Source organism: Mycolicibacterium parafortuitum, assembly GCF_010725485.1.
In the GTDB taxonomy this organism is placed as follows: Bacteria; Actinomycetota; Actinomycetes; order Mycobacteriales; family Mycobacteriaceae; genus Mycobacterium.
Map to the genome: position 1 here is coordinate 850,447 of NZ_AP022598.1, position 26,351 is coordinate 876,797.

The 26,351-nt window shown below is 69.8% G+C and carries 27 protein-coding genes; 10 read left to right on the forward strand and 17 right to left on the reverse strand.

The genetic code is table 11. The annotated features are described in order from the left end of the window. Positions 1-144: 144 nt before the first annotated feature. Genes NTM_RS03975 through NTM_RS03990 form a run of 4 tightly spaced genes read left to right on the forward strand, consistent with a single transcriptional unit; the run spans position 145 to position 6,578 of the window. The gene (locus tag NTM_RS03975; RefSeq protein ID WP_232079613.1) at positions 145-1,554 is read left to right on the forward strand and encodes a hypothetical protein; all 1,410 of its coding nucleotides are present in this window, start codon (positions 145-147) and stop codon (positions 1,552-1,554) included. Beyond that, on the forward strand, positions 1,547-2,977 hold the full coding sequence (locus tag NTM_RS03980) for a glycosyltransferase (RefSeq protein ID WP_104861743.1): 1,431 nt from the start codon (positions 1,547-1,549) through the stop codon (positions 2,975-2,977). The genes NTM_RS03975 and NTM_RS03980 overlap by 8 nt, the downstream gene beginning before the upstream one ends. Further along, on the forward strand, positions 2,977-4,896 hold the full coding sequence (locus NTM_RS03985) for a hypothetical protein (protein WP_163765526.1): 1,920 nt from the start codon (positions 2,977-2,979) through the stop codon (positions 4,894-4,896). The genes NTM_RS03980 and NTM_RS03985 overlap by 1 nt, the downstream gene beginning before the upstream one ends. Further along, entirely contained in the window at positions 4,893-6,578 is a 1,686-nt protein-coding gene (locus tag NTM_RS03990; RefSeq protein ID WP_232079614.1) for a glycosyltransferase family protein, read from the forward strand. The genes NTM_RS03985 and NTM_RS03990 overlap by 4 nt, the downstream gene beginning before the upstream one ends. 6 nt (positions 6,579-6,584) lie before the next feature. Here the strand turns inward: NTM_RS03990 and NTM_RS03995 are convergent, their stop codons facing one another. Both NTM_RS03995 and fgd read right to left on the reverse strand, forming a co-directional pair. Continuing rightward, positions 6,585-7,556 (reverse strand): endonuclease/exonuclease/phosphatase family protein, encoded by a 972-nt coding sequence (locus NTM_RS03995; RefSeq protein WP_104861741.1) that lies wholly within the window; start codon positions 7,554-7,556, stop codon positions 6,585-6,587. 18 nt (positions 7,557-7,574) lie between these two features. Beyond that, positions 7,575-8,585, reverse strand: coding sequence for a glucose-6-phosphate dehydrogenase (coenzyme-F420) (gene fgd / locus NTM_RS04000; protein ID WP_083142252.1), 1,011 nt, complete (start codon positions 8,583-8,585; stop codon positions 7,575-7,577). A 23-nt stretch (positions 8,586-8,608) separates the two neighbouring features. Between fgd and NTM_RS04005 the strand changes: the two genes are divergently transcribed. Continuing rightward, positions 8,609-9,355, forward strand: coding sequence for an MBL fold metallo-hydrolase (locus NTM_RS04005; RefSeq protein WP_104861739.1), 747 nt, complete (start codon positions 8,609-8,611; stop codon positions 9,353-9,355). Here the strand turns inward: NTM_RS04005 and NTM_RS04010 are convergent. The 6 genes from NTM_RS04010 to NTM_RS04035 all read right to left on the reverse strand — a co-directional run bounded on the left by NTM_RS04010 (position 9,337) and on the right by NTM_RS04035 (position 13,615). Then, on the reverse strand, positions 9,337-9,627 hold the full coding sequence (locus NTM_RS04010; RefSeq protein ID WP_083142254.1) for a hypothetical protein: 291 nt from the start codon (positions 9,625-9,627) through the stop codon (positions 9,337-9,339). The genes NTM_RS04005 and NTM_RS04010 overlap by 19 nt on opposite strands. Positions 9,628-9,637: 10 nt before the next feature. Then, entirely contained in the window at positions 9,638-10,303 is a 666-nt protein-coding gene (locus tag NTM_RS04015) for an LLM class flavin-dependent oxidoreductase (RefSeq protein WP_104861738.1), read from the reverse strand. Beyond that, on the reverse strand, positions 10,293-11,420 hold the full coding sequence (locus NTM_RS04020) for an LLM class flavin-dependent oxidoreductase (protein WP_163765527.1): 1,128 nt from the start codon (positions 11,418-11,420) through the stop codon (positions 10,293-10,295). Before NTM_RS04020 ends, NTM_RS04015 begins: the two co-directional genes overlap by 11 nt. Continuing rightward, positions 11,417-12,364 carry an LLM class flavin-dependent oxidoreductase gene (locus NTM_RS04025; protein WP_163765528.1) on the reverse strand — a complete coding sequence of 316 codons (948 nt, stop codon included), beginning with the start codon at positions 12,362-12,364 and terminating at the stop codon, positions 11,417-11,419. Before NTM_RS04025 ends, NTM_RS04020 begins: the two co-directional genes overlap by 4 nt. Continuing rightward, on the reverse strand, positions 12,361-12,855 hold the full coding sequence (locus NTM_RS04030; RefSeq protein ID WP_163765529.1) for a GNAT family N-acetyltransferase: 495 nt from the start codon (positions 12,853-12,855) through the stop codon (positions 12,361-12,363). The genes NTM_RS04025 and NTM_RS04030 overlap by 4 nt, the downstream gene beginning before the upstream one ends. 94 nt (positions 12,856-12,949) lie before the next feature. Next, entirely contained in the window at positions 12,950-13,615 is a 666-nt protein-coding gene (locus NTM_RS04035) for a GntR family transcriptional regulator (RefSeq protein WP_104861735.1), read from the reverse strand. Between the two features lie 69 nt (positions 13,616-13,684). Here NTM_RS04035 and NTM_RS04040 point away from each other — a divergent pair, with 69 nt between their 5' ends. Then, a complete protein-coding gene (locus NTM_RS04040) occupies positions 13,685-14,548 on the forward strand; it encodes an SDR family oxidoreductase (protein ID WP_104861734.1) in 864 nt (287 codons plus the stop codon). Between the two features lie 85 nt (positions 14,549-14,633). Here the strand turns inward: NTM_RS04040 and NTM_RS04045 are convergent, their stop codons facing one another. The 5 genes from NTM_RS04045 to purT are packed head-to-tail and all read right to left on the reverse strand — an operon-like array spanning position 14,634 to position 18,311. Continuing rightward, positions 14,634-15,047, reverse strand: a complete 414-nt coding sequence (locus NTM_RS04045; protein ID WP_163765530.1) for a hypothetical protein — start codon at positions 15,045-15,047, stop codon at positions 14,634-14,636. Further along, positions 15,048-16,289, reverse strand: coding sequence for an O-succinylhomoserine sulfhydrylase (locus NTM_RS04050; RefSeq protein ID WP_104861732.1), 1,242 nt, complete (start codon positions 16,287-16,289; stop codon positions 15,048-15,050). Next, positions 16,286-16,699 (reverse strand): rhodanese-like domain-containing protein, encoded by a 414-nt coding sequence (locus NTM_RS04055; RefSeq protein ID WP_083142262.1) that lies wholly within the window; start codon positions 16,697-16,699, stop codon positions 16,286-16,288. The genes NTM_RS04050 and NTM_RS04055 overlap by 4 nt, the downstream gene beginning before the upstream one ends. A 19-nt stretch (positions 16,700-16,718) precedes the next feature. Next, entirely contained in the window at positions 16,719-17,192 is a 474-nt protein-coding gene (locus NTM_RS04060; RefSeq protein ID WP_179963878.1) for an Rv0361 family membrane protein, read from the reverse strand. 3 nt (positions 17,193-17,195) lie between these two features. Continuing rightward, entirely contained in the window at positions 17,196-18,311 is a 1,116-nt protein-coding gene (gene purT, locus NTM_RS04065) for a formate-dependent phosphoribosylglycinamide formyltransferase (RefSeq protein ID WP_104861730.1), read from the reverse strand. A gap of 39 nt (positions 18,312-18,350) precedes the next feature. Between purT and NTM_RS04070 the strand changes: the two genes are divergently transcribed. Further along, on the forward strand, positions 18,351-19,826 hold the full coding sequence (locus NTM_RS04070; protein ID WP_163765531.1) for a Na+/H+ antiporter: 1,476 nt from the start codon (positions 18,351-18,353) through the stop codon (positions 19,824-19,826). On the opposite strand, the gene NTM_RS04075 is transcribed toward NTM_RS04070, so the two are convergent. Then, positions 19,813-20,289, reverse strand: coding sequence for a MarR family winged helix-turn-helix transcriptional regulator (locus tag NTM_RS04075; RefSeq protein ID WP_104861728.1), 477 nt, complete (start codon positions 20,287-20,289; stop codon positions 19,813-19,815). The genes NTM_RS04070 and NTM_RS04075 overlap by 14 nt on opposite strands. A gap of 60 nt (positions 20,290-20,349) precedes the next feature. Here NTM_RS04075 and NTM_RS04080 point away from each other — a divergent pair, with 60 nt between their 5' ends. Genes NTM_RS04080 through NTM_RS04090 form a run of 3 tightly spaced genes read left to right on the forward strand, consistent with a single transcriptional unit; the run spans position 20,350 to position 23,800 of the window. Further along, the gene (locus tag NTM_RS04080; RefSeq protein WP_163765532.1) at positions 20,350-22,389 is read left to right on the forward strand and encodes an MMPL family transporter; all 2,040 of its coding nucleotides are present in this window, start codon (positions 20,350-20,352) and stop codon (positions 22,387-22,389) included. Next, complete coding sequence (locus NTM_RS04085; protein WP_163765533.1) at positions 22,386-23,597, forward strand: cytochrome P450; 1,212 nt, start codon at positions 22,386-22,388, stop codon at positions 23,595-23,597. Before NTM_RS04080 ends, NTM_RS04085 begins: the two co-directional genes overlap by 4 nt. Continuing rightward, entirely contained in the window at positions 23,594-23,800 is a 207-nt protein-coding gene (locus tag NTM_RS04090) for a ferredoxin (RefSeq protein ID WP_163765534.1), read from the forward strand. Before NTM_RS04085 ends, NTM_RS04090 begins: the two co-directional genes overlap by 4 nt. On the opposite strand, the gene NTM_RS04095 is transcribed toward NTM_RS04090, so the two are convergent. From NTM_RS04095 to NTM_RS04105, 3 genes are read right to left on the reverse strand one after another with little or no spacing between them, the layout of a single operon-like run. Then, a complete protein-coding gene (locus NTM_RS04095) occupies positions 23,757-24,413 on the reverse strand; it encodes a hypothetical protein (protein WP_163765535.1) in 657 nt (218 codons plus the stop codon). The genes NTM_RS04090 and NTM_RS04095 overlap by 44 nt on opposite strands. Continuing rightward, positions 24,410-25,057 (reverse strand): PaaI family thioesterase, encoded by a 648-nt coding sequence (locus NTM_RS04100; protein ID WP_163765536.1) that lies wholly within the window; start codon positions 25,055-25,057, stop codon positions 24,410-24,412. The genes NTM_RS04095 and NTM_RS04100 overlap by 4 nt, the downstream gene beginning before the upstream one ends. Next, complete coding sequence (locus tag NTM_RS04105) at positions 25,054-26,349, reverse strand: adenylosuccinate synthase (protein ID WP_104861722.1); 1,296 nt, start codon at positions 26,347-26,349, stop codon at positions 25,054-25,056. The genes NTM_RS04100 and NTM_RS04105 overlap by 4 nt, the downstream gene beginning before the upstream one ends. Positions 26,350-26,351: the final 2 nt, after the last annotated feature.

A 26,351-nucleotide genomic window follows, 5' to 3' on the forward strand; every position in this document is an offset into this window, starting at 1 on the left:
CTTGTTGCGGTCAAAAGAGCAGGCATGACATGATCTCTAACCACCACACCTCGCGGAAATCGGCGGCCGATGACAACTACAGCAAATTTTGAGCGTTCCGTAGGCGTTCTAGGCAATGCCGATACGCTCACAATCAGCAACGCGTTGCACCGGACGAATCGGGCCAGGCAACGGATCCAGATCCGGTGGGGGTACCGGAGCCGCCTGCTGGCCGTCGTAGCTCTGGTCGCGATCGCGTACGGCTCGGACTACGTTCACCTCGTCGGCGACGCGCTGGCCGGGTCCCGCACTCCGTTGCTGGCGCTGACCCCGCTGCTCGCATTGCTGGTGGCCACCGGCTACCGCCGGCCGCCCGACGGCGTGAACGACAACGAGTCCGACTGGTTGTTCGTCGCAATCCTGGGGATCATCGGCTTCGCCGGCATCGCACTGGTCACCGCGCGGTTCGAGGCGCTCGCCGCGGTGTGGCGGCTGGATCTGATGGGCGCGGTGCTCTGGGCTGTCTGCGCGTCGGTCATCCTGCTCGGAGCCCGGCACACCCAGCGGATGTGGCGAGTGTGGTTGTTCGCGGCGATCAGTGCGACCCCGGTGCCGTTCACCCTCGCCGCGGGCGCGCTCGGCGGCTCGGACACCGCCAACGTCGCCGTGAGCGTGTGCTTCGGCGCCACGGCGGTGTATCTGGCCGGGGCGCGGGCACCGCGGCCGAAGCGGCTGCTGGCCGCCGCTGCGTCGCTGGCACTCGGCTGGCTCACGGCAACCCTGCTGATCGACGCGCTGCCGCTGTTCGGTGTCACCGCGATCGCCGCGCTCGGGGTACCGGTGCTCGTCCACGTCGGTATGCGCCGGTGGATCGGCACCGGGGCCGATACGGGCCCGCTGGAGTCCTACCCGGCCCGGTCGTGGCGCTCGCTGCTCGCACTGCCCGTGCTGGCGCTGGTGGTCGGGTTCGCGCACACCTCCGCACCGACGGACACCGAGCCGCCGGTTGCCCAGGCCGACTGGGTGCGCTCGGCGGGTCTGTTCGACGCCCGCGAGCTCAGCGAAGTCCAGCACTACCTTGGTGGTGACGCCGACTACGTCCGGTACGCGGTGCCCGCCGGCGCCGGGATGCCCGCCGCCGCCGTCGACGTGATCACCATGCCCAGCCTCGCGGCGCTGCACGACCACCACAGCACCGTCTGGTACCCGACGACGCGCCCGCTGAACTTCACCGCGGCACCGCCGCTGACGGCCGGGGCGCCGGTCGAGGTGCGTGCCGTCTACAGCAACGCCGACACCGCGATCGACAGCACCACCCCGCACTGGTACGCGCTGACCTGGGACTGGCACAGCGACGCCGGCTACCAGCGGGTCACCGTCGTGGTGAACCAGGACACCGCGGGCGGCGAACCGCCCGCCCCGCAGCCGATGACTGTCACCGACACCCTGGTCAGCCCCGCCCTGTGGATCGGCAGGCAGCAGGCCGAGGGGCAGGGCCGCGTCGACGACCTCGTGGTGCGCCGAGCCACCGAGGTCGCTGACAGCCTGCTGGCGCACCTCGTCACCCGTGCATAGCTACACCCCAGGAAGTCAACTACCCGAACACTTCTCGGCGCGGAAGGTTTTCGACGGGGCGTTCCTGCTCGTCGGCGGCGCCGCGCTCGCGGCAGGCGTCGTGGCCGCGTTTCTGGCACCCGAGGCCGTCCTGCCGATAGTGACCACCGTGCTCGCGGCGCTGTATCTGGCCTCGACGATCGACCGGCACTGGCTGCTGCTGCGGGGACTGCGGGCGCCGAGCATGATCACCATCAGCGACGAGCGGGCGCGCGCGATCCCCGACGACGAGCTGCCCGTGTACACGGTGCTGCTGCCGGTCTACAACGAGCCTTCGATCGTGCACAACCTGATCGAAGGCGTCGGCAGACTCGAATATCCGAAGGACAAGCTGGAGATCCTGCTCCTCGTCGAGGAGGACGACATCGCGACGCAGCGCGCGATGGAGGGCGTCGAACTCGAATCGGTTCGGGTGGTGCGGGTGCCGCACAGCGAACCGAAGACCAAACCCAAGGCGTGCAACTACGGGATGGCCTCCCCCGGACTGCGCGGCGAGATGGTCACCATCTACGACGCCGAGGACATTCCCGATCCCCTCCAGCTGCGCAAGGCCGTCGCGGCCTTCGCCGATCTGCCGCCCCAAGTCGGGTGCCTGCAGGCCAGGCTCGGTTACTTCAACGAGAAGCAGAACCTGCTGACGCGCTGGTTCTCCCTGGAGTACGACCAGTGGTTCGGAATCATGCTGCCCGCGGTGCAGGCCGCCGGGTGTGTGATCCCGCTGGGCGGTACCTCCAACCACATGCACACCGGCGTGCTGCGCGCCATCGGCGGCTGGGACGAGTTCAACGTCACCGAGGACGCCGACCTGGGGGTCCGGCTCGCCCGGCATGGCTACCACACCCGGATCCTGGACTCGGTGACCCTCGAAGAGGCGAACTCCGATGTGCTGAACTGGATTCGGCAGCGCTCCCGGTGGTACAAGGGCTACCTGCAGACGATGCTCGTGCACCTGCGCCAGCCGGTGACCCTGTGGTCCGAGATCGGCGGCAAGGGCATCCTGCGGTTGATCAACATGACCGGTGCGGTGCCTATCGTCAACGTGATCAACCTGCTGTTCTGGTCCACGATGGCGACCTGGGTCCTCGGACGGCCCCATCTGATCGAGATGGCGTTCCCGTCGCTGACCTACTACACCTACCTCGTCATGTACCTTGTGGGAGCGCCACTTTCGGTCTACATCGGATTGATCGTCGTACAACGGCTGGACAAACCGTATCTGTGGTGGGCAGCGGCGCTGATCCCGCTGTACTGGATGCTGCAGTCGATCGCCGCGATGAAGGCGATCTTCCAGCTGCTGACCCGACCTCACTTCTGGGAGAAGACCGTGCACGGACTGTCCTCGACTCATCCCGCGCCGCTGGCGCACAGCGGGAGGGAACTCTGATGCCCGACTGGCGTTCCGCAGCCGCGTCCGTCCTCGTCGCCGGCGCGCTGGCACTCGGCGGCGGCATCCCGCACGCGTCCGCGGCGCCGCCCGAGCGCAACGCCGCGACACCGGCACCGCCGCGCGAGATCTCGTGGACCCAGCTGGGTCTGCCCCGAGAACTGGCGCTCACCGGGGCCAACCATCTGACCGAGGTGTCGGTGCCCGTGCCCACCGGTGTGACGCCCGCGGTGCTCACCGGCCTGATCGGCTCGGTGGTCAACACCACCGACGCGCGGCTCGACGTCCTCGATTCCCGCGGCGTCACGCTGGCCAGCGTCAAGGTCGGCGGCAACTCGACCACGACACCGCTGCGCGTCGACATGTCCAGGGCCGCAGTGGTCGACGGCAGGGCGCCGCTGAGGTTCGCGATCCGGGACGCCGGCACGTCCGCCGACAGCTGCACCCGCCCGCCGTCACTGGTGGTCAGTGAACTGGCCAGCGCCTATTCCCGGGCCACCCCGGACCCGACCACGGTGGCCGATTTCCTGCCCGCGTTCATCGACGGCATCACCATCCACGTCGGCCCGAACCCGACGGACGCCCAGACCCAGGCCGCGCTGAGTCTGGTTGCGGCCCTGACGCATCTGTACCAACCCATCCCGGTCCGCATCGACGTCGACGTCAGCGACGATGTCCCGGTCCCGGGCCCCGACGTCCGGGTGATCACGCTGCGCGAGGGCAAGGACCCGAGCGTCGTGCTCAAGAACCCGGGCACGCCGCGCGCGGTCCTGGTGATCACCGGTGACGGCGACGACCTGGTGCGCCAGGTGTCGCTGTTCGACGACCGGCGCTTCGCGATCGCGCAGACCGACTTCGCGAAGACGCTGTCGGCCACCGACCGCAGCCCGACCACCACCACCCTGCAGACGTTCGATCAGCTCGGCATCGCCGGCGACATCGCGGTGCAGGGCAAGTCGACGCTCTACGCGGGATTCGACGCCGGCGCGTTCGGCGTCGGCTCGATCACCAACGCGAAGGTCCACCTGAAGGCCGATTACACGCCGGTCGTCGGAGGAACGGCCTCGGTGGTGATCCGGTCGGGCTCCACCGTCCTGGCCACCCGCGTGCTCGACGAGTCCGGAGTCCTCGACGTCACCGGTGATGTCCCGGCCGAGTCGATCACGTCGAAAGTCGGTATGGCCCTGGAGATCCAGTACGTGCCGGATCAGGATTGCGCGCCGCTGGACAACACGCTGCGGTTCGTCATCGACCCGAGCTCCACCGTCGAGGTGACCCCGGGCAGCAAGAACCGCGGCGGTTTCCAGGTGCTGCCGATGGCGTTCGCCCCGGAGTTCGACGTGGCCATCGAGTCACCGCAGCAGCTGAGGTTCGCCGCCGACGTCGTCAACCTGATGGCCCAGCGCTCCAGCGTCATCCTGCGGCCGCACCTGAGCACCCTTGCCGAGTCGGCGAATTCGCAGGCCGGCCTGCTCGCGGTCGGCTCCGGGGAGAACCTCACGGCCGCCGGACTGGTGGGACCGCTGATGCCCGGCGCCGCGAACTCGGTGGACATCGACGGCACCAGCGTGATCGATGTCAATGGCGAGGTCGGTGTGGTGCAGGCCTTCACCCACAACGACCGCACGGTGCTGGCGGTCACCGGCAGCGGCGACTGGGCCGCGGTGGACGCGAGCCTGGACTACATCCGTGGGCTGCCCGACCGATGGTCATCGCTGACCGGTGACGTGGTGGCCGCAGGTCCGGACAACGAACCGGTCAATCTGACGCTGCGCGAGGGCGTCGCGCTGGTCAACGAGTACCCCGGCGACGGCTGGAAGTGGTGGGCCGTGGGTTCGGCGGCGGCCGTCGGCGCCGGTGTCCTCATCGGCGCCGGGTTCCTGATCGCCCGACGCCGGCGCCCACCCGTCATCCCGTGACCGCCACCGTCGCGGCCGCACCGCCGCAGCCCGAGGTCACCGCCACGGCGGTGCCCGGCCGCGGCGCGGCGCTGACGTTGCTCACCACGCTGTCGGTGCTGTACTTCGCCGTCGGTGCGGTTCTGGTGTTGCGCTACAACCTGTTCGACCCCGACGCGCCCAGCCGCGTCGCGAACGCCGGCTATGTGTTCATGAGCCGCGACCCGCACCTGTCGGCGATCGGGTTCGTGTGGAACCCGTTGCCCAGCCTCGCGCAACTGCCCGTCCTGACATTCGCCGACTGGTGGCCGGCGCTCAAGACGCATGGGCTTGCCGCCGTCGTACAGAGCGCCGTCTTCATGGCCGGCGCCGCGGTGATGATCCGCGGTATCGCGATCGACCGCGGGCTGAAACCACTGTGGCGGCGACTTGCGGTCGCATGCTTTGCGCTGCAACCGATGATCATCGTCTACGGCGCGTCGGGCATGAGCGAGGCGGCCGAGATCTTCGCCATCGTATGGTGCGCCCGGCATCTGCTGCGGTGGGTGCAGACCCGCCGGGAGGGCGACCTGGCCTGGGCCGGAATCGCCTTGGGCGTCGGGTATCTGGCCCGCTACGAGGTGGTGGTCGCGGGCGCCGGCGCGGCACTGCTGGTGGCCGCGGTGGCGATGTACGGAGCCAGGGAGCGCGGCAAGCTCGCCGGCTCGGCGCTGATGGTGCTCATCGTGGTGTTCCCGCTCGCCACCGCGTTCGCGACCTGGGCGCTCACCGGCTGGGTGGTGACCGGTGAGCTGTTCGCCACACTGTCGTCGCGGTACGGCAACGACCATCAGGTCCAGGCGGCGATGCAGAAGGCCGGACCACTGACCCGGGCCGCCTCCGACGACTGGGTGGTGATCTCGGCCCGCCTTCTCGGCATGCAACCGTTCCTCGGGCTGGCGACGGCCGCCGCCGTCGTGGTCGCCGCAGTGCGGCGCCGGGTCGATGTGCTCGTCCCGCTGGCACTGTTCGGTCCGGTGCTCGCGTTCGCGGCGTGGGGGCAGTACTCGTCCACCACGTTCGGCTGGTTCCGCTTCTACCTGTTGGCGATCCCGATGGTGGTGTGCATCGCGCTGGCGTTCTGGTCCCCGGCCCGCGACCCCGGCGACGAGCGCGGTGCGGTCCTGACCCGCCGGGCGGGGGCGGCGCTGATCGTCGCGTCGCTGGTGATCGGATTCCCGGTGACGGTGCGGGCGACGATGGACGACCGGATCGGCAACCAGCAGCTGCAGTACGGCCTGCCGCAGTTGCACGATCCGGAACGCTATCCGCCCGGTGAGCTGTGGTACCGCAGGCTGATGGTCGACGACCGCCGGCTCGCCGAATACTTCGACCGCAGGAACCTGCCCCCGGGTTCGGTGCTGATGGACACGTTCAACACGTGGGGAGTGTGGTTGGCGTCTGACAACCCGAAGCAGTTCCTCATCACCAGCGACTACGACTTCACCGCGGCGCTGAACAGACCCTGGGACTTCGGCGTCGAGTTCATCGTCGCGACCAGCCCGTCGCTCGGCGACTCGGATGCCGTCAGCCAGCGCTATCCGACCATGTGGGCCGACGGCGCGGGATTCGGCACGCGTGTGCTGTCGGTGGCCGGTGCCTCCGGTGACGAACGGTTCCGGGTGTACCGGGTGACCGGTCCGCCGGCGCCACCGCGCAGCTGAGAGGCGTCAACTCGCCGTGAGGTCGACCGGCAGGTGGAGGGTGGCCAGCAGGCCGCGATGGTCGGCGCCTGGCACGACGACCGTCCGCACGGCCGACGCCGAGCAGTTCCTGGTCAGGATGTGGTCGATCCCGATCAGGGGCGGACGGTACCCGCGGCCGGGATAGCTGCGCGCCAGACCGGCGCCGGCGTCGACGGCCGCGTCGCCGTAGCCCTCGTCGAGCAGCTTGCGGAACGGCGCCATCTCATAGGTGGAGTTGAAGTCGCCCGCCACGATCACCGCGCCCGCCCCTGCGCTGACGCCGATCTCGCGCAGCGTGTCGGCGAACGCCGTGAGGTCGGAACGCCACGCGTCGATCGGCATGGGCCACGGCGCGGCCAGGTGGACCGACAACACGGTCGCGTCGACGCGTACCCCCGGGACCCGGATCCTCGACCCGACCATCGGCAATGCGTAGCCGTCGATCCGGCCCGGATGCACGAGCGGGAACCTGCTCCAGATACCGATTCCCGCCGCCATCGGCGCGGGCACGATCACCCGGTGCGGGAACACCTGGTCCATCCCGGCGGCGGACAGACCGTCGGCGGCCTCCTGCGTCATCTCCTGTACCGCCACCACATCGGCGGAGTTCGCGGCCAGCGCGGCGAGCGCATCCGGATCCGCCTGTCCCATACCGAGATTGGCGGTCAACACGCGCAGCTCGACGGTCCCGGCCTCGGCTGCCGAGGCCACCTGATAGCGCGGGACGTAGACCCACATCAGCGCGACGGTCAGCGCCACCGCGACCAGGCTCAGCACCCAGCGCCTGCCGAGGGCGAACAGCAGCATCGCCGCCGGTGCGGCCACCGACAGGTACGGCGCGGCGGCGGCCAGGATCAGCGTCGGGTGCCCGGAGATGGGCAGGTACCGGGCCGTGAAGCCCGCCGCCGCGACGACGAGGGCCGCCAGGCCCAGCAGCGTCGCGAGAAGCCGGATCATCCCGCGGGATTCGCGACGTCAGCCGAGCTTGCGCAGCCTCGGCTCCAGGTCACGCTGGAACAGTTCCAGGAACCGGCGCTGATCGTGGCCGGGGGCGTGGAACACCAGATGGTTCAGGCCCCAGTCGACGTAATCCTTCACCTTGGCGACGGCCTCGTCGGGGTCCGACGCGACGATCCAGCGCTTGGCGACCTGCTCGATCGGCAGTGCGTCGGCGGCCTTCTCCATCTCGATCGGATCGTCGATGGAGTGCTTCTGCTCGGCGGTCAGCGACAGCGGGGCCCAGAACCGGGTGTTCTCCAGCGCGAGTTCCGGATCGGTGTCGTAGGAGATCTTGATCTCGATCATCCGGTCGACGTCGTCGGGGTTCTTGCCGGCGGCCTCCGCACCTTCCCGCATGGCCGGGATCAGCTTGTCCTTGTAGAGCTCCTCCCCCTTGCCGGAGGTGCAGATGAAGCCGTCGCCGGCACGACCGGCGTACTTGGCGACCTGCGGGCCGCCCGCGGCGATGTAGATCGGGATGCCGCCCTCGGGCACGTCGTAGATCGACGCGCCCTTGGTCTTGTAGTACTCGCCCTCGAAGTCGACGCGGTCACCGAGCCACAGTTCGCGCATCAGCCGGACGGATTCGCGCAGCCGTGCGTAGCGCTCCTTGAACTCCGGCCACTCACCCTCGTAACCGGTCGCGATCTCGTTGAGCGCCTCCCCGGTGCCGACGCCGAGGAAGATCCGGTTCGGGTACAGGCATCCCATGGTCGCGAACGCCTGGGCGATGACGGCCGGGTTGTAGCGGAAGGTCGGGGTGAGCACCGAGGTGCCCAGCTGCAGTCGCTTGGTGCGTTCCCCGACGGCGGTCATCCATGCCAGCGAGAACGGGGCGTGGCCGCCCTCATGCCGCCAGGGCTGGAAGTGGTCGCTGACGGTGGCGCTGTCCATGCCGTGCTCTTCGGCGGCGACGGCGAGTTCGACGAGTTCGCGAGGCGCGAACTGCTCCGCCGACGCTTTGTAGCCCAGTTTCAGTTCAGCCATAGTTATGTTTCTACACTCGCTTCATGGCACCGGTAGTCACGGCCATCACCGAGCGCGTGCACTTCGCCCAGACGGACCTGGTGAACTGGACGCTGGTCACCGGCTCCGACGAGAGCGGCGGCGGGGTGATCCTGATCGACGCGGGCTTCCCCGGGCACCGCGAGGACGTGCTGGCCTCGCTGCGCGCCCTCGGCTTCGGCGCCGGCGATGTGCGCGCAATCCTGTTGACCCACGCCCACATCGACCATTTCGGCACCGCGATCTGGTTCGCAGGAACCCACGGCACCCCGGTGTACTGCCACACCGACGAGGTCGGGCACTCCAGGCGCGAATATCTCGAGCAGGCCTCCCCGGTGGCGGTGGCCCGCAACGCATGGCAACCGAAGTGGCTCAAGTGGTCGGTGTCGATCATCCGTAAGGGCGCGCTGACCCACGAGGGCATCCCGACCACGGCGGCGCTGACCGCCGAGACCGCCACACAGCTGCCGGGCGCCCCGGTGTGCGTTCCGACGCCGGGGCACACCGGCGGGCACTGCTCGTACGTGGTGGACGGGGTGCTCGTCAGCGGCGACGCGCTGGTCACCGATCATCCGGTGTCGGGCCGCCGCGGCCCGCAGCTGTTGCCGTCGGTGTTCAACCACGACGAGGCCGCCTGTCTGCGCAGCCTCGACGCGCTCGGCAATCTCGACACCGAGGTGCTGCTGCCCGGACACGGCCCGGTGTGGCGGGGGCCGGTGCGCGACGCGGTGGATCAGGCCAGATTGCCGTAGAAGAGCAGGAAGATCGCGGTCAGCGCCAGGCCGCACGCGACGACGATCGCCGGCATCAGGATCATCGTGTCGAGTTCGTCGTCGTCGAGGACGTCATCGGAGAAGCGGCCGAACAACACACGCGCGATGCCGGTTCGGCGGAACGTGTGCACCAGGGCGCGCACCGCCTTGGACTCGCGCCTGTTGCCGATGAACAGCCGCGACACCGCGCCCAGCACGAAGGTCAGGGCGGCAGCGGCCAGCAACAGCCAGCCCACGGTCGCCTGCGACACATCGGCAAGCCTATAGCGCGGTCGGGCCGAGGTGCTCGACGACCGCGTCGAGGCCGTCCGGGCCGACCAGGAGAACGTCACCACCGCCGTGACGCACCTGCCGTGCGATCTCGGCGGTGATCGCGCCGGGCGGACCCGACAGCGCCCGAAGACCGGCGGTGATCAGCACTGGATACCGCTGCGGCGGGCGCGGCATCGTCGCGACGCCGCGGACGGTGAAATGGGCGCCGCGGTGCTCGACCGGCCGGATCCGGTCTGGATCGACGTAGCGGCCCGCCTCGCGGTCGGCCGGCACGGCGTCCTCGGCCCAGCTGTCCCAGAATTCGCGTGCGACGGCGGCGAACTCCCCGGCACGTTCGCGGTCGCAGGAATCGGCGATGCGCCATCCGGCCCGGCCGCCGGACAGGTGGTCGACGGTGGCCAGTTTCCGCGCTACATCGAACGGCTCAGCGGTGTCGGTGTCCACCACCGCGACGAGGCCGATGCGATCGGTCACCGCCGACAGCGCGGCCATTACGGAGAACGGGTCGGGCGCGCTCTCGTGGACGAAGTCGAGCAGGACGAAGTCGAAGCGTCCGCGCTCGGCCGACCGGGCGATGCGCATGCAGGTGTCGAACCCGGCCGTCCCGGGAATCCGCGCCGCCAGGCGAATACCGTTGGGGCGCTCAGCATCCACCGGCCAACCCCCAGCGCTCGGCGAGCAACCGATGCGACCGCAACCGGTCGCGATGGCGGTGGGTCACCGAGGTGATCACCAACTCGTCGGCGGCGCTGACCCGTTGCAGCGCATCGAGCCGATGCGCCACCTCGTCGGGGTCTCCGACGAATTGTGTTGCGGTGCGGTCCTTCACCACCGCCTCCTGCTCCGCGGGCAACGGCACGACACGATCCGGGTCGGGGTAGGGCGAAGCACCGTCACCGGCCCGGATCGAATACACCCAGTGGCCGTAACTCGACGCCAGATGCCGTGCGGTGGCACTGTCCTCGGCGACCACCACATCGGCCGACACCACCACGTAAGGTTCGGCCAGCGCCGGCGAGGGCTGGAACTCGGCGCGGTACACCTCGACGGCGTCGAGCGCGGTGGCCGGGGTGATGTGGTAGCTCGCGACGAACGGCAGCCCCCGCGCGGCAGCGACCCGGGCGCTTTGACCCTTGCTGCTGCCGAACACCCACGGCGTCAGCGCAGCCCCCTCCCCCGGCACGGCGTGCGCCTCGACGTCGCCGATCCGGTAGCGGCCGGCGATCATCGCGAGGATGTCGTCGACCTGTTCGGCGAAATCCGGTGCGACGGCCTCGGGTTGCTGCAGCACCGACATCCGGGCCTTCAGCCGCGGGTTACGCATCATCGCGGTGATGTCGAACGGCGCCGGGATCACCACGCCGTCGATCTCCTGCCACGGCGGCACGGGTTTCGGTTCCCGCTTCACGGCCGGGTCGCGCTGCGCCTCGCGGCGGCGCTGCCCCGAGCGCCCGACCCCGAGGTCGATCCGGCCTGGGTGGAAGGCGTCGAGCATGCCGAAGGTCTCGGTGACGGCGATCGCGGTGGTCTGGCCGAGCTGGACCGCCGCGGCGCCGACCCGGATACTCTGTGTCGCCGCGGCGATCTGCCCGATCAGTACCGCGGGCGCCGAACTCGCGACCGAGACGAAGTGGTGTTCGGCCACCCAGAATCGCCGGTACCCCCAGCGTTCGGCGTGCTGGGCCAGGTCGACGGTGTTGCGCAGGGCGGTGGCCGCGTCGGAGCCCTCGGGGATCGGCGCGAGATCAAGGATGGCCAGTGGAACGGTCATGGCGGGCTCGCTTTCACAGACCTGTCGGCGGGAAGTCCGAGGCGTTGCCGCAGCGTCTCACCGTCGGAGTAGCCGGTACGGAAGCCGACGCGATGTTGCAGTAGCGGGATCAGTTCGCCGGCGATGACGGGCAGGTCGGCGGAGTTCACGGCCGGGCGCAGCCGGATTCCGTGCACACCGAGGCGGTGCCAGGCGACGATGTGGTCGGCGAGTTCGCGTGGGGTCCCCGAGAACACCAGCGCGTCCGAGCGTTCGTCGACGGCGCCGTCGAACGTGACGTAGAGGTCGGCGTACACCTGCAGACCCCGTCCGCCGGCCTGTTCGACCTCACCGAGGATCGTCGTCACCGAGTCATCGCCCTGCGGGGTGATGAACACGAGATCGGCACCGGCGGCGGCGAACTCGTAAACGCGCGGGTTGTGCGCGAGGGCGGCGACCACCGGTTGGGGAGAAGGCCACAGGTCCCGGACCGCCGCGACAGCGCGGAGCGCGTCGTCGAACACCTCCCCGGCCGGCGGGGGCCTGCCGTACAGCCGCGCCTCGTGCGCCGCGGCGCCGACCCTGATCTGCCATCCGGCCCGGCCGCAGGAGATGTCATTGAGCGTCACAAAGGTTTTCGCCAACTGACCGGCCGGGGTGTGGGTGACGTTGGCCACCGGGACGAGCCCCACGTGCCGCGTCACCGCCGCCACCCGCGCCGCGAGCAGCACCGCATCGGGGCGGCCGGCGAGCCAGCGCGGATCGATCTCCGGGCGCCTGCGCCGTTGCGGGGACAGCGAATCGTCGAACGTGACGAAATCGACGAGCCCGCGTTCGGCGGTCCTGGCGAGGTCCGCCCAGTAGTCGCCCGCCGTCACCGGGCGGGTATCGGTCGTGTGGCGCCACGCCTCGGGATGCCAGCCGTAGCCCTCCAGTGCGACGGCGACCCGCGGCGGCGCGGTCACGTCAGGACTTTCATGAACGCGATCGGGTAGACCTCGCCGTCGGCGGGCAGCGGGTCGTCGAGTCGGGTGTAGCCCAGCGAGGTGTACAGCGCCTCGGCCTCGGGCTGGCGGTCGCCGGTGGTCAGGTAGATCCGGCGGTAACCGCGGGCGGTGATCTCGGTCTCCAGCCGCGACACCAGCGCCCGCCCGTAGCCGCGGCGGCGGTGCCCACTGTCGGTCCAGATGCGTTTGAGTTCGGCGGTGTGCTCGTCGAAGCGGCGGAACGCGCCGCCGGTCACCGGCCGCTCGCCGAGCAATCCGAGGATCAGCCCGCCTGCCGGTGGTGTGAATTCATCTGCCGGATACCCGCGCAACCAGGCGTGGACGCGGTCGCGCGTGCCGCCGTAGCGGTCGGCGTATTCGGTCGCGAGCTCCTCGAGTAGCGGTGCGGCCAGCGGATCGTCCTGGCCCACCGCGACGAAGCGCAACTCACCCACCGCAGGTACGGACATCACCTCCATGTCTAACGCACACCCGCCGCCGGCATTCCGCGCCACGTGTTTTGCTCGGGGTGAGGAAAACTCGAGCGCGGAAACCCGGCTCTCCTCAGTCGTCGTCGAGGTGTTCGATCAACAGCGTCAACGTCTCCCAGTTCTCCCGGGTCGCCTCGGCGGCCGCGTCCGCGTCGCGCTTGCGGCAGCACTCGATGATCTTCTTGTGCTGCGCGATCGACTGCCGCCCGCACAGCGACGAGAAGCGCAGGGACTCCAGCCGCCGAAGTACCGGGGTCACCTGTTCGAGCACGGTCGGGATCAGGTCGTTGCCGCTCGCGGCGACGACGACGCCGTGGAACCGGTCGTCGGCGCGGATCGCCGCCGCGGCGTCCCCGGCCGACACGGCATCCGCGAAGTCCTTGTTGGCGCCGGCCATTTCGGTGAAGTCCGATTTGTCCATCAGGGGGACGGCGAGGCGGGCGGCCAGCGCGTGCATGGCCGCGGCGACGGTCTGGGCATCGAGCACCGCCTTGCGCTCGATGGTCGACACCACCGTCGAGCGCCCCGGGACGGTGTGCACCAGGCCGGCGGCCTCCATGCGTGCGAGCGCTTCCCGGATCGGGGTGCGGCTGATGCCGAGCCACCTCTCCAAGTCGGCGTCGCGCAGTTTCTCCCCGGGCGCCAGCGTGCCCGCGATGATCGCGTCCCGGATCGACTCGTAGGCCTGCTCGCGCAGCAGTGATCGCTTGTGCTTTCCGCGCTCGTCCGGAACCGGCATGCAAAATACTGTATCCGGCTGCTCGCGCGGTCTTCCCCGACAAACTTGACAGGTGTAAAGTCCGGCCGCATGGACAACATCCGGGGTAAGACCATCGCGATCACCGGAGCCGCCCGCGGCATCGGCTACGCCACGGCGGAAACCCTGCTCCGGCGCGGTGCGCGCGTGGTGATCGGCGACCGCGACGTAGCGCTGCAGGAGTCCTCGGTGGCCAAGCTGTCCAACCTCGGCCCCGTCTCGGGTTATCCGCTCGACGTCACCGACCGGGAGTCGTTCTCGACCTTCCTCGACAAGGCCCGCACCGACGGCGGCGGCCACATCGACGTACTGATCAACAACGCGGGCGTGATGCCGATCGGGCCGTTCCTCGAGCAGTCCGAGCAGGCGATCCGCTCGTCGCTCGAGGTGAACCTCTACGGCGTGATCACCGGATGCCAGCTGGCGCTGCCCGACATGATCACCCGGGGGCGCGGCCACATCATCAACATCGCGTCGCTGTCCGGCCTGATCCCGGTGCCCGGTCAGGTGGTCTACGTCGGCGCCAAATTCGGTGTGGTCGGGCTGTCGGCCGCGCTGGCCGACGAGGTGGCCCCGCACGGTGTGCACGTGTCGGTGGTGATGCCGCCGTTCACCAAGACCGAACTGATCGCAGGCACCAAGGAGAGCGGCGCGATCAAACCGGTGGAGCCCGAGCAGATCGCCGCCGCCGTCGCCAAGACGCTGGACAAGCCCAAGACCCACGTCTCGGTGCCGCCGGTACTGCGCTTCACCGCGCAGGCCGCCCAGCTGCTCGGTCCGCGCGGAAGGCGTTGGCTGAACAGGAAACTGGGACTCGACCAGGTCTTCCTCGACTTCGACAGCACCGCCCGCCAAAGTTACGAGCAACGGGCGCGCTCAGCGCTCGGCGTGGTCGAGGGGCCGGACAAGAACTAGCCGCGTCGCCGAATTCTGCAGTACGGTCGTCGATCCCGGCGCCCCACAGCCCTGCTGCAGAACTCGCGCGCGGGACCGAGAAGAACTACCCGAAGACCGGGACCGGGTCGCCGATCCGGTAGGACTCGATCGCCTCGATGTGCTCGAACAACTCGTCGAGGTTGAACTGGTAGTCCTCGGACATCCCGGCGAACACCACGTGCGCGATCTCGCCGCCGTCGTCGGGCGTCAGCAGGATCACCGTGACGTTCACCGCCTCGTCGGTGTCGCCGACCTTGGTGTCCTCGACCTCGGACGGTGGCCAGAACCACACCACCCCGGTCTCGTCGTCGACGTCCTCGGCGAACACCCAGCCGCGCTCGGTCAGGCGCGCATCGAAAGCTTCGAGATCCGCGGCGATTTCGAGTTCGTCGAGCACCCCCGCCGGCAGCCAGGCACGGTCGCGGGCGGCCTGGCGCTTCTTGCGCCGCGCCTTCTTCTGGTCAGACCGTCGCGACATTCAGCCGAGCGCCCGGTCCAGGTCGGCGATCAGATCCTCGGTGCCCTCCAGCCCGATCGAGATCCGCACGACGCCGTCACCGAGGCCGATCGCGGCGCGCCCCTCCGGGCCCATCGCGCGGTGGGTGGTGGTGGCCGGATGGGTGATCAACGACTTCGAATCGCCGAGGTTGTTGGAGATGTCGACGATCTGCAACTTGTCGAGCACCTCGAACGCGCGCTCCTTGGCCGCGGCTGGATTGCCGGCTCCGCCGGCGCCCCCCTTGAGCTCGAACGTCACCACCGTGCCGCCGCCGCTCATCTGCCGCTTGGCCAGCTCATACTGCGGATGCGACTCCAGGAACGGGTATTTCACCCAACTCACCGCGGAGTGCCCCTCCAGGAACTCGGCGATCCGGTGCGCCGAGGCGGTCTGGTGCTGCACGCGCAGCGCCAGCGTCTCCAGCCCCTTGAGCAGGGTCCACGCGTTGAACGGGCTCAGCGCAGGACCGGTGTGGCGCATCAGCTTCTGCACCGGGCCGTCGATGTACTCCGTGTCGCCGAGGATCGCCCCACCGAGCACCCGCCCCTGCCCGTCGATGTGCTTGGTGCCGGAGTACACCACCACATCGGCACCCAGCGGCATCCCCTGCTGCAGGATCGGGGTGGCGAACACGTTGTCCAGCACCACTTTCGCCCCTGCGGCGTGGGCGAGCTCGCACACCGCGGCGATGTCGACCAAGGACTGCATCGGATTGGACGGGGTCTCGAAGAACACGGCCTGGGTGGGCACCGAAAGCGCCTCCTCCCACTGCGCCAGATCGTCGCCGTCGACGAAGACCGTCTCGACGCCCCAGCGCGGCAGGATCTCATTGCACACCACGAAGCACGACCCGAACAGGCTGCGCGCGGCGACCAAACGGTCTCCGGCACCCAGCAGCGCTCCCAGTGCGGTGAACACCGCCGACATCCCCGTCGACGTCGCGAAGCAGGCCGGCGCACCTTCGAGCAGCCGCAGCCGTTCCTCGAACATCGAGACGGTCGGGTTGCCGTAGCGCGAGTACACGTACCGGTCGATCTCGCCGGTGAACGCCTTCTCCGCGTCGGCGGCCGACGAGTAGACGTAGCCGGACGTCAGGTACATCGCCTCGGCGGTCTCTTCGAACCCGGACCTCAGCAGACCGCCGCGTACGCCGATGGTGTCCTGGCTGACGCCGTCGGGCAGTTGCGCGGGCCGGCGAACCGACGGGGTCTCGTCACTCATGACTGCACCCACGGGAGTCCGACGGCCTTCCAGCCGGTGCCGCCGCGGTGCTTGTTCTCGTCGAGGTTGCCCTCGAACCCGTCGAGGATGTTGTAGGACGGACCGATGCCCGCCGCGGTGGCGGCCTCGGCCGCCCCGATCGACCGGTTGCCGGAGCGGCACAGGAACACCACGGGCCGCTCACCGGGCGTGACGCCCGCGGCCTGCAGGTCGTCGACGAACCCGTCGTTGCGCGTGCCGTCGGTACGGTTCCACTCGATGTAGACGACGTCGCGGTGCAGCGGGGACAGATCGGGGACGCCGACGAACCGCCACTCGGCGTCGGTGCGACAGTCCACGAGCACCGCATCCGGGTTCTCGCTCAGCAGCTTCCATGCCTCCTGCGGCGTGATGTCTCCGGCGTAACTCACGGTCGAGAGTGTCCCACAGCTAGCTGGGGCCGGTCGAACACACCTTCCACGCCCCGTCCTCGCGCACGAACGACATCTCGACGGTCTGCTTGGCGTCTTTGTCGTTGTCGAAGTAGTAGGTGACCTCGGCGGTGGCACGGTCGCCGTCGATGGCCACCGCCTCCACCCGGTCGACGTAGCGGTCTCCGTGCTCGGACACCGAATCCCGTTGGGCGTCCATCACTTCGGCTTCGTTGCGCTGCTGCGCGGCACAGGTGAACGCCTGGAAATCCGCATAGCTCTGCCGCTGCAGCGCGTCGTTCTGGCCGGACGCGGCCCGCGCGATCCGCTGGGTGTCGGTCATCTCCTCGCCGGAGAACACGTTCATCAACCAGATTCCGATCACGACGGCGACAATGATGGTCAGCGCGCCGAGGAACGGCGCGATCGCCGATCCGCTCGAGGTATCCGGGTCCTCCGGGGTGCCTGCCGCATCCGCCTTGCCATCCGCCATGGATCAGCCCTTCCTGCGCAGTGCCGACGCCACCCGGCGGGCCCGGTCACGGGCCACGATCGGGTCGGGGGCGGTCGCCAGGGACACCCGCAGCGCGGGCTCTGCCTGGGACAACCTGACGTCGCTCTCGGCGACCGCCAGGGCATCGGCGAGCAGCGGCGGCCCGTCGTCCTCGGTCGCGTAGGTCACCTCCGCCGCACCCGGGGAGACCATGATGGTGTCGACGGGTAGCCCGAGCACAGCGCGCGCATGCAACTCGAACTGCGACAGCCGCTGCGAGCGCAGCGTCACCAGCCCGCTGTCCTGCAGCCGCGGCCGGACGTCGGAGAAGTACACCTCGTCGCCGCGCACCAGCAGTTCCACCGCAAACACCCCGCGGCCGCCGAGCGAGTTCACGATGCGAGCCGCGATCGACTTCGCCGAATCCAACGCGGTCGGCGAAAGGCGTTGCGGCTGCCAGGATTCCAGCGATCCACCGGTGTCCTGGTGGTGGCCGATCGGTTCGCAGAACGACACCGCGGGTCCCGACGGTCCGGTGGTGCGCACCGTCAGCAGTGTGACCTCGACGTCGACGTCGACCACCGACTCGGCGATCACCCGGGCCAGGCTGAGTTTGCCGCCCGCGACCGCGCGCTCCCACGCCGGATCGACGTCCTCGGGTCGCAACAGCACCGACTCACCCTCGCCCGGGGCGGCGGCGACCGGCTTGACCACCAGCGGGAAGCCGGCGTGCTGGGCGACCGCGGCCAGCTCGGCCGCCGAACCGGCGAACCAGAACGGTGCGGTGGGCAGCCCCAGCTCGTCGGCGGCCAGCCGGCGCAGTCCCTCGGCGTCGAGCGCGAGCCGGGCACTGCGCGGCGTCGGGAACACCTCGACGTCGCCGCGTTCGGCGATCGCGACCAGCGTGTCGGTCGCGACCGCCTCCGCATCGCTGACCACATAGCCCGGCTTCTCGTCGTCGACCAGCGTCGTGAGCGCATCACCGTCGACGGGCGGGTCGGCCGTGACGACGTCGGCGCCCAGACGCGCGAACGCCGCGGCCAACTCGCGGGTGCGCTCCCCGGCGCCGAGTAGCAACACCACTGTCCTGCCGTCGCGGGACGCCTCGGTATCAGTCATCGATTTTCAGCCTGCCAGACGAGCCGAGAGAATCGGAACATGAGTGCCTCGTTGCTGGCGATCCTCGTCACGTCCGTGCTGCTGGCGGCGGTCGCCCGACGGTACGACCTGTCGTCACCGCTGTTCCTGGTCGTCGCCGGCCTGACGGTGGGTCTGATCCCCGGCGCCGACCACATCTCCGGCATCGAACTCGACCCCGATCTGGTGCTCTACGTGCTGCTGCCGCCGCTGCTGTGGTCGGCCGGGCTGGAGAGCAGCTATGTGAGCCTGCGCGCGAACACCCGCTCGATCGGGCTGCTCGCGATCGGGCTGCCGTTGGCGACCACGGCGGCGGTCGGCTTCGTCGCCTATCGGACGGTGCCGGAGCTGACACTGGCGGCGGCGTTCGTCCTCGGCGCGATCGTCGCACCGCCGGACGCGGTGTCGGCCAGCGCGGTCGGGCGCAGACTCGGCCTGCCACGGCGCACGATGACGCTGCTGGGCGGGGAGAGCCTGCTCAACGACGCGACCGCGCTGACCGCGTACAAGGTGGCGCTCGCCGCCGCCATCGGTGCTTCGACCAGCCTGCGCGCCGGGCTGGAGACATTCCTGGTGGCCGCCCTCGCGGGCGTCCTCGTCGGGTTCGCACTCGGCAAGATCGTCGTGTTCATCCGGTCCCGACTCGACGACCCGCTCGCCGAGAGCGCGATCGGCCTGGTCGCGCCGTTCCTGATCTACCTCGTCGCCGAGCAGGTCGAAGGCTCCGGCGTGCTCGCGGTGGTGGTCGCCGCGCTGATCGCCGGGCAGCGCCACTCGAGGGCCGGCTACGCAGCCCGGCTGCAGGACCGCGCGGTGTGGAAGGCCGTGCAGCTTGTGCTGGAGTCGTTCGCGTTCCTGATGATCGGGCTGCAACTGCCCGCAGCCGTCGAAGGACTGAAGGGCACCTCGGCGGCGCTGATCGTGACGTCGGCGCTCGCGGTGTTCGCGACGGTCATCGCGGTCCGCCTCGCGTGGGTGTACGCGTTCGCGTATCTGCCGCGGCTGGTGCCGCGGATCCGCAGCACCGAACCGCCGCCGGTTCCCGGGCAGGTTTTCGTGGTCTCGTGGGCCGGGATGCGCGGGGTGGTGTCGCTGGCCGCGGCCTTCGGCGTGCCGTTGACGACGCTGTCAGGCCAGCTGTTCCCCGGCCGACCGCAACTGATCTTCCTGACCTTCGTCGTGGTCGTCGGGACGCTGCTGCTGCACGGGCTGACACTGCCGTGGCTGATCCGCCGCCTCGACGGTCAAGGCGATCAGCAGCGCGCCGACCTGCTCGCGGCGGCCGCCGCGCAGGACCGCGCCGCCCAGGCGGCCGCCGACCGGCTCGACGAGCTGCTGTCCGACGCGTCCACCGACGTCGACGACCGTGCCGCCGACGTACTGCGCGCGTGGAACCACCGCAGACGCCAGACGGCCTGGGAGCGCATCGACGACGAGGTGCTGCGCGCGATGCTGTACGGACTGGATCTGGAAGAGGCCGTGCTCAATCGCGGTTGAGCTGCTCGCCGAACTCGGACATCGCCTTCACCAGCGCGGTCATCACACGATGCGCGGCCTCCAGGTCGCCGTCGGGGAGCTCGGCCAGCGCGCGGTGGGTGTGCTCGGCCAGCGGTCCGAAGAACTCCCGCGCGACGCCTTTACCGTGCTCGGCGACGCGCAGCAGCACCTTGCGCCGGTCACTCGGGTCGCTGTCGCGCAACACGTGGCCTGATTCGAGCATCCGCTCGACCAGGTAGGTGATCGCCGCACCCGAGGTGCCCATCCGGGTGCGCAGTTCGCCCGCGGTCAGTGGATCACCGTCGTCCTCACTGACGGTGACGTGCAGCAGCGCGCGGAAGTCGTTGGCGGTGAGCCCGTGGCGCGCCGAGAAGCTGTGCCCGATCTCGTCGGATGCCGCCGTCAGCGCCCGCACGTCGCCCGCGATCAGCCGTTCCAACGCAACGCGGTCCCCGTCTGGCATGTGACCACGATAGCAAAAATTAAGTTGATTAATGGTTAATTATTTGAAATATTGGATCTCATGAACCGTCGATTCTCGTGGGTGGTCGCGCTTCTCGTCGTCCTCGTCTCCGGCGCCCTGATGGGGCTGCTCGGTGGCGGCGACTCCGATTCGCAGTCGCCCGTGGCGGTCCCGGCCTCGTCGGAATCCGCGCGTACCGACGCGGCGCGTGCACAACTGCCCGGCGGGGATCAAGTACCCGCAATCCTGGTTGTCACACGCACCGATTCCGCGCCGCTGAGCCCCGCCGACCTCGAGGCCGTCGACACCGCGCGCACCCGCATGCTCGCCGCCGCGGGGGGAGGCGAGGCCGGACCGCCGCCCCAGGTGTCCGAGGACGGGCAGGCCGCTGTCGCGACCGTGCCGTTGTCGGCGGACCTGTCCGGATTCGACCTCACCGACAAGGTGAAGGAGATCCGGGAGGCCGCGGCCGACGGGCTGCCCGCCGATCTGCAGGCACAGGTGACCGGCGGACCCGCATTCGGCGCCGACATCGCGAACTCGTTCTCCGGGGCCAACTTCACACTGCTCGCGGTCACCGCGGCCGTGGTCGCGCTGCTGCTGATCATCACCTACCGCTCCCCCGTGCTGTGGCTGGTGCCGCTGCTGGTGATCGGGTTCGCCGACCGTGTCGCCGCCGTGGTCGGGTCGGCGGTCGCCGAACTGTTCGGGATGACCCCGGACGGATCCACCGCCGGCATCACCAGCGTGCTGGTGTTCGGCGCAGGCACCAACTACGCGCTGCTGTTGATCTCGCGGTACCGGGAAGAGCTGGGCCGCAACAACTCCCACCGCGACGCCCTCGACATAGCGGTCCGGCGCGCCGGCCCGGCCATCATCGCCAGCAATGCGACGGTGGTGCTGGCGCTGCTGACCCTGCTGTTCGCGTCGGCGCCGAGCACCCGCAGCCTCGGCGTCCAGGCCGCGGCCGGTCTGGTGGTCGCCGCGGTGTTCGTCCTGCTCGTGCTGCCGCCCGCGCTGGCGCTGTTCGGCCGAAAGCTGTTCTGGCCGTTCATCCCTCAGGTCGGCGCGCAGGCACTCACCGACCGCGGCGTCTGGCACCGCATCGCGTCGGCGGTCGCGCGGCGCCCGGCAGTGGTCGCGGTGGTGTCGATCGGCGGGCTCGCGGTGCTGTGCACCGGGCTGTTCGCGACCCCGGTCGGGCTCTCGCAGACCGAGCAGTTCCGGGTGCAGGCCGAATCGGTCGGCGGCTTCGACACACTGTCCGAGCACTTCCCCAGCGGGCTGACCGACCCCGCCCGCGTCATCGCCTCGGCCGACCGCAGCGCCGAGGTGCAGCGCGCGATCACCGCGACCCCGGGTGTGGTCTCGGCGTTCCCGGCGGGCCCCGAGGCCGACGGGCTGACCCAGTGGTCGGTGGTGCTGGCCGCCGATCCGGCCTCCGACGAGGCGTTCGACACCATCGACGCGCTGCGGGATTCGGTGCACCAGGCGGATCCGGACGCGCTGGTGGGCGGTTCGGACGCGATCGCGCGCGACGCCGCGGGCGCGGCCGGCCACGACCGCGCCGTGGTGATCCCCGCGATCCTGGTGGTGGTGCTGGTGGTGCTCTACGTCCTGCTCCGCTCGGCGCTGGCACCGCTGGTGCTCGTCGGCGTCACCGTGCTGAGCTCGGTCGCGGCCCTGGGGCTGGGCGGCTGGGCCAGCGTGCACCTCTTCGGGTTCCCCGGGCTGGACAACTCCGCGCCGCTGTACGCGTTCCTGTTCCTGGTCGCCCTCGGTGTCGACTACACGATCTTCCTGGTCACCCGGGCCCGGGAGGAGACCCCCGAACACGGCACCCGGGACGGCATCGTGCGGGCGGTGTCGGCGACCGGCGCGGTGATCAGCAGCGCGGGCATCGTGCTGGCCGCGGTGTTCTGCGTGCTGGGTGTGCTGCCGCTGATCGTGCTGACCCAGGTCGGCATCATCGTCGGCCTCGGCATCCTGCTGGACACCTTCCTGGTGCGCACCGTGATCATCCCGGCGCTGTTCACCCTGATCGGCCCGAAGATCTGGTGGCCCGCACTGCGTGAGGAGACGCGTAGCGTCGAGAGATGACCCAGGCCGCCCACGATCTACCGCCGCTGCACATGCGGCGCGACGGGTTCGACCCGATCCCCGAGCTGCGGGAGATCCGGGACGGCGAGGGGGTCCGGACGGTCACCAACGCGTTCGGGATGCAGGTGTATCTCGTCACCCGCTACGACGACGTCAAGACCGTGCTGTCGGATCACGCCCGGTTCTCCAACGACCGGCCGCCCGGCTTCGTCGTGCCGGGGGCGCCACCGGTCGACGCGGACACCCAGGCCCGCGCCAGGGCAGGCAACCTGCTCGGCCTCGACCCGCCCGAACACCAGCGGTTGCGGCGCATGCTCACCCCGCAGTTCACGCACCGGCGCATGCAGCGGCTGCAGCCCCGGGTGGTCGAGATCGTCGACGCCCAACTCGACGCGCTGGCCGCGGCCGGACCCGCAGCCGATCTGGTCGAGCACTTCGCGCTGCCGATCCCGTCGCTGGTGATCTGCGAGCTGCTCGGCGTGCCCTACGCCGACCGCGCGGAGTTCCAGCGCCGCAGCGCACGCCAACTCGACCTGTCCATCCCGATCCCCGAACGACTCGAACTCCAGCGGGACGCACGCGCATACATGGCGGGGCTGGTCGAGCGTGCCAGGACCGCCCCCGGCGACGACATCCTCGGCATGCTGATCCGCGAGCACGGCGGTGAGCTCACCGACGACGAGCTGATCGGCATCGCCAGCCTGCTGCTGCTCGCCGGGCACGAAACGACGTCGAACGTGCTCGCGCTGGGCACGCTGGCCCTGCTGCGCCACCCCGATCAGCTTGCCGCGGTGCGCGACGACCCGGCCGCGGTGATGCCCGCGGTCGAGGAGATGCTGCGCTGGCTGTCGGTCGTGCAGACCGCGATCCCGCGCTGCACCACCACCGACGTCGAACTGTCCGGCGTCGCGATCCCGGCCGGGCACCTGGTGTTCGCGTCGCTACCGCTGGGCAACCGCGATCCCGGATTCCTCGACCGCCCTGAGGACTTCGACATCACCCGAGGTGCGCCCGGGCACCTGGCGTTCGGGCACGGCGTGCACCACTGCCTCGGCGCCCCGCTGGCGCGGATGGAGATGCAGATCGCGTTCCCCGCGCTGCTGCGCCGGTTCCCCGCGCTGAGCCTGGCCGAGGACTTCGCCGATGTGGAGTTCCGGTCGTTCCACTTCATCTACGGTCTCAAGGCATTGGAGGTGTCGACCGGATGAGCGAGAGCAAGCGCGTGGTCGCCGACCGCGAACTGTGCATCCAGGCGGGCAACTGCGTGATGGTCGCCGGGGAGATCTTCGATCAGGACGACGACGGCATCGTCGCCATCCTGCGCGAGGAGGTCAGCGGCGACGACTTGGCGCGCGCCGCCGAAGCGGTCACGCTGTGCCCGGCGAGCGCCCTGGCGCTCGAGGATCGATGACCCCGGCGCGCGCGAGCATCACCAGGCTCACGACCAGCACCCAGATCGGGAACGTGATCGTCATCCACTTGCTGACATCGCTGCCGACCAGTACGGCCAGCGACACCAGATAGGTCAGCACCACCAGCCCGCGCGGCATCAGCCGGGTGCGCAGCCAGATCGTCGCCAGCGACATCATGAACACCGCCGCCATCCGCAGCGCGTAGGTGTTCGACAGCGCCACCAGCAGACCCTGCGCGAATGCGTCGACCTCGGTGCGGGTGGCGGGCTCGGCGAAATCCCTGGTGGCCAGCAACCCTGCGCCGACGGCGGTCGACGCGAAGATCATCGCGAGGAACACCAGCGCGCTGCCGATCATCACCGTCGAGAAGAACTTGTCCTCCAGCGTCCCGAGGCCGTCGCGCACCACCCCGAGGAACCACAGGAACGCGATGCCCGCGAACGGCACCAGCACGATCGCGATCCGCAGTCTCCCCGTCGAACCGTCGGGCACCGACGTGCGGATCAGCACCAGCGCCGCACCGAACAGCAGCGCGAAGGCCACCCCGGCGAACGCGGCCGCGCGCGGAGTGGTCAGGCGGCGCAGATGCCGGTCGGCCGGGTGGTCGGTCATGGCTGTCCGGGCAGCAACCTGATCATCAGCCCGTTCGACTCGGCGAGCACGTTGCCGTCGGCGTCGAGAAGTTCGGCGTTGACCCACGCCTTGCGGCCCTCGGCCTCCCGCAGCCAGCCCCGCGCGGTCAGCACCGTGTCGATCGGCGTCACCCTGCGGTAGTCCACATGCAGGAACGCGGTGCGGCTGATCGGCCTGCCTGTCGCGTGGATCACCATGCCGAACATCGAGTCGAACAGCAGCGGCAGTACGCCGCCGTGCACCGCGGAGTTGCCGCCGACGTGGTAGCGGCTGAACGTGACCTCCAGTTCGACGCCGTCGGCCTCGAACTTGGTGACCGTCCACGGCGGCATCAGCAGGCTGCCCGCACCGGGCAGCGACGGCACCCGGCTCGACGGGCCGACGCCTTCGCCGGCCCGGAACGGTTCGAGCAGCGCCACGAGTTCCTCGACCCGGTCGGCGGCCTCGTTCCAGGTGTCGGGATCGGGGTCAGCCGACACGGCCAGGTCCTGGGCCCGGCGCATCGCGGTCAGGAACCGCCCGAAACCGGGGCCCGGTTCGGCGGCCTCGAACAGCGGGAATCCGCCGTGCCTGTCGTACTCCGGGTCGACGCGCCGCGGATCCAGCCCGTAGTCCGAGCTCACGAGCCGGCCAGGATGTCGCGCCGCACGATCGTCTGATCGCGGCCCGGCCCGACACCGATGCACGAGACATGAGCCCCGGCAAGCTCTTCCAGGCGCAACACGTAGTCACGCGCGTTGGCGGGCAGTTCGTCGAAGGTGCGGCACGAGCTGATGTCCTCCCACCAGCCGGGCAGCTCCTCGTACACCGGTTCGGCGGCGGCGAAATCGCTCTGCGTCATCGGCATCTCGTCGGTGCGTTTGCCGTTGACGGTGTAGCCCACACAGATCGGCACCGTCTCCAGACTCGACAGCACGTCGAGCTTGGTCAGGAAGTAGTCGGTGATGCCGTTGACCCGGGTCGCGTAGCGGGCGATGACGGCGTCGAACCAGCCGCACCGGCGCGCCCGGCCGGTCGTCACGCCGACCTCGCCACCGGTCTTGGCGAGGTAGGCGCCGTGCTCGTCGAACAGCTCGGTCGGGAACGGTCCCGAACCCACCCGGGTGGTGTAGGCCTTCAGGATCCCCAGCACCGTGGTAATCCGCGTCGGCCCGATGCCCGAGCCGACCGACGCACCGCCCGCCGTCGGATTCGACGACGTGACGAACGGATACGTGCCGTGGTCGACGTCGAGCAGGGTGCCCTGTGAACCTTCCAGCAGCACGATCTCGTCGCGCTCGAGCGCCTCGTTGAGCAGCAGCCGGGCGTCGGCGATGCGGTGCTTGAAGCCCTCGGCCTGCTCGAGCAGGTTGTCGACCACCTCGGCGGGTTCCAGGGCCTTGCGGTTGTAGATCTTGACCAGCACCTGGTTCTTGAATTCCAGGGCGCCCTCGATCTTCTCGGCGAGCAGCGCCGGGTCGAGCACGTCGGCGACCCGGATGCCCTGGCGGGCGATCTTGTCCTGGTAGCAGGGGCCGATACCGCGGCCGGTGGTGCCGATCTTCTTGCTGCCCGCGTACCGCTCGACCACCTTGTCGATCGCGACGTGGTAGGGCATCAGCAGGTGCGCGTCGGCCGAGATCAGCAACCGCTCGGTGTCGACGCCGCGGTCCTCGAGGCCCTTGAGCTCGGTGAGCAGCACACCGGGGTCGACGACGACGCCGTTGCCGATCACGTTGGTGACGCCGGGGGTCAGGATGCCCGACGGGATCAGGTGCAGGGCGAAGTTCTCCCCGGTTGGCAGCACCACCGTGTGACCGGCGTTGTTACCGCCCTGGTAGCGCACCACCCACTGGACACGTCCCCCCAGGAGGTCGGTGGCTTTTCCCTTGCCCTCGTCGCCCCATTGGGCGCCGATGAGGACGATTGCCGGCATCG

What these genes read in the sequence shown, in the direction of transcription:
- NTM_RS04090 (WP_163765534.1), top strand. Translation starts at nt 23,594, where the DNA reads ATGAGCGAGAGCAAGCGCGTGGTCGCCGACCGCGAACTGTGCATCCAG.
- purT (WP_104861730.1), bottom strand. Translation starts at nt 18,311, where the DNA reads ATGACTGATACCGAGGCGTCCCGCGACGGCAGGACAGTGGTGTTGCTA.
- NTM_RS04030 (WP_163765529.1), bottom strand. Translation starts at nt 12,855, where the DNA reads ATGTCCGTACCTGCGGTGGGTGAGTTGCGCTTCGTCGCGGTGGGCCAG.
- NTM_RS04060 (WP_179963878.1), bottom strand. Translation starts at nt 17,192, where the DNA reads ATGGCGGATGGCAAGGCGGATGCGGCAGGCACCCCGGAGGACCCGGAT.
- NTM_RS04070 (WP_163765531.1), top strand. Translation starts at nt 18,351, where the DNA reads ATGAGTGCCTCGTTGCTGGCGATCCTCGTCACGTCCGTGCTGCTGGCG.
- NTM_RS04005 (WP_104861739.1), top strand. Translation starts at nt 8,609, where the DNA reads ATGGCACCGGTAGTCACGGCCATCACCGAGCGCGTGCACTTCGCCCAG.
- NTM_RS04085 (WP_163765533.1), top strand. Translation starts at nt 22,386, where the DNA reads ATGACCCAGGCCGCCCACGATCTACCGCCGCTGCACATGCGGCGCGAC.
- NTM_RS04050 (WP_104861732.1), bottom strand. Translation starts at nt 16,289, where the DNA reads ATGAGTGACGAGACCCCGTCGGTTCGCCGGCCCGCGCAACTGCCCGAC.
- NTM_RS03995 (WP_104861741.1), bottom strand. Translation starts at nt 7,556, where the DNA reads ATGATCCGGCTTCTCGCGACGCTGCTGGGCCTGGCGGCCCTCGTCGTC.
- NTM_RS04105 (WP_104861722.1), bottom strand. Translation starts at nt 26,349, where the DNA reads ATGCCGGCAATCGTCCTCATCGGCGCCCAATGGGGCGACGAGGGCAAG.
- NTM_RS03985 (WP_163765526.1), top strand. Translation starts at nt 2,977, where the DNA reads ATGCCCGACTGGCGTTCCGCAGCCGCGTCCGTCCTCGTCGCCGGCGCG.
- fgd (WP_083142252.1), bottom strand. Translation starts at nt 8,585, where the DNA reads ATGGCTGAACTGAAACTGGGCTACAAAGCGTCGGCGGAGCAGTTCGCG.
- NTM_RS04040 (WP_104861734.1), top strand. Translation starts at nt 13,685, where the DNA reads ATGGACAACATCCGGGGTAAGACCATCGCGATCACCGGAGCCGCCCGC.
- NTM_RS04080 (WP_163765532.1), top strand. Translation starts at nt 20,350, where the DNA reads ATGAACCGTCGATTCTCGTGGGTGGTCGCGCTTCTCGTCGTCCTCGTC.
- NTM_RS04095 (WP_163765535.1), bottom strand. Translation starts at nt 24,413, where the DNA reads ATGACCGACCACCCGGCCGACCGGCATCTGCGCCGCCTGACCACTCCG.
- NTM_RS04020 (WP_163765527.1), bottom strand. Translation starts at nt 11,420, where the DNA reads ATGACCGTTCCACTGGCCATCCTTGATCTCGCGCCGATCCCCGAGGGC.
- NTM_RS04035 (WP_104861735.1), bottom strand. Translation starts at nt 13,615, where the DNA reads ATGCCGGTTCCGGACGAGCGCGGAAAGCACAAGCGATCACTGCTGCGC.
- NTM_RS04075 (WP_104861728.1), bottom strand. Translation starts at nt 20,289, where the DNA reads ATGCCAGACGGGGACCGCGTTGCGTTGGAACGGCTGATCGCGGGCGAC.
- NTM_RS04045 (WP_163765530.1), bottom strand. Translation starts at nt 15,047, where the DNA reads ATGTCGCGACGGTCTGACCAGAAGAAGGCGCGGCGCAAGAAGCGCCAG.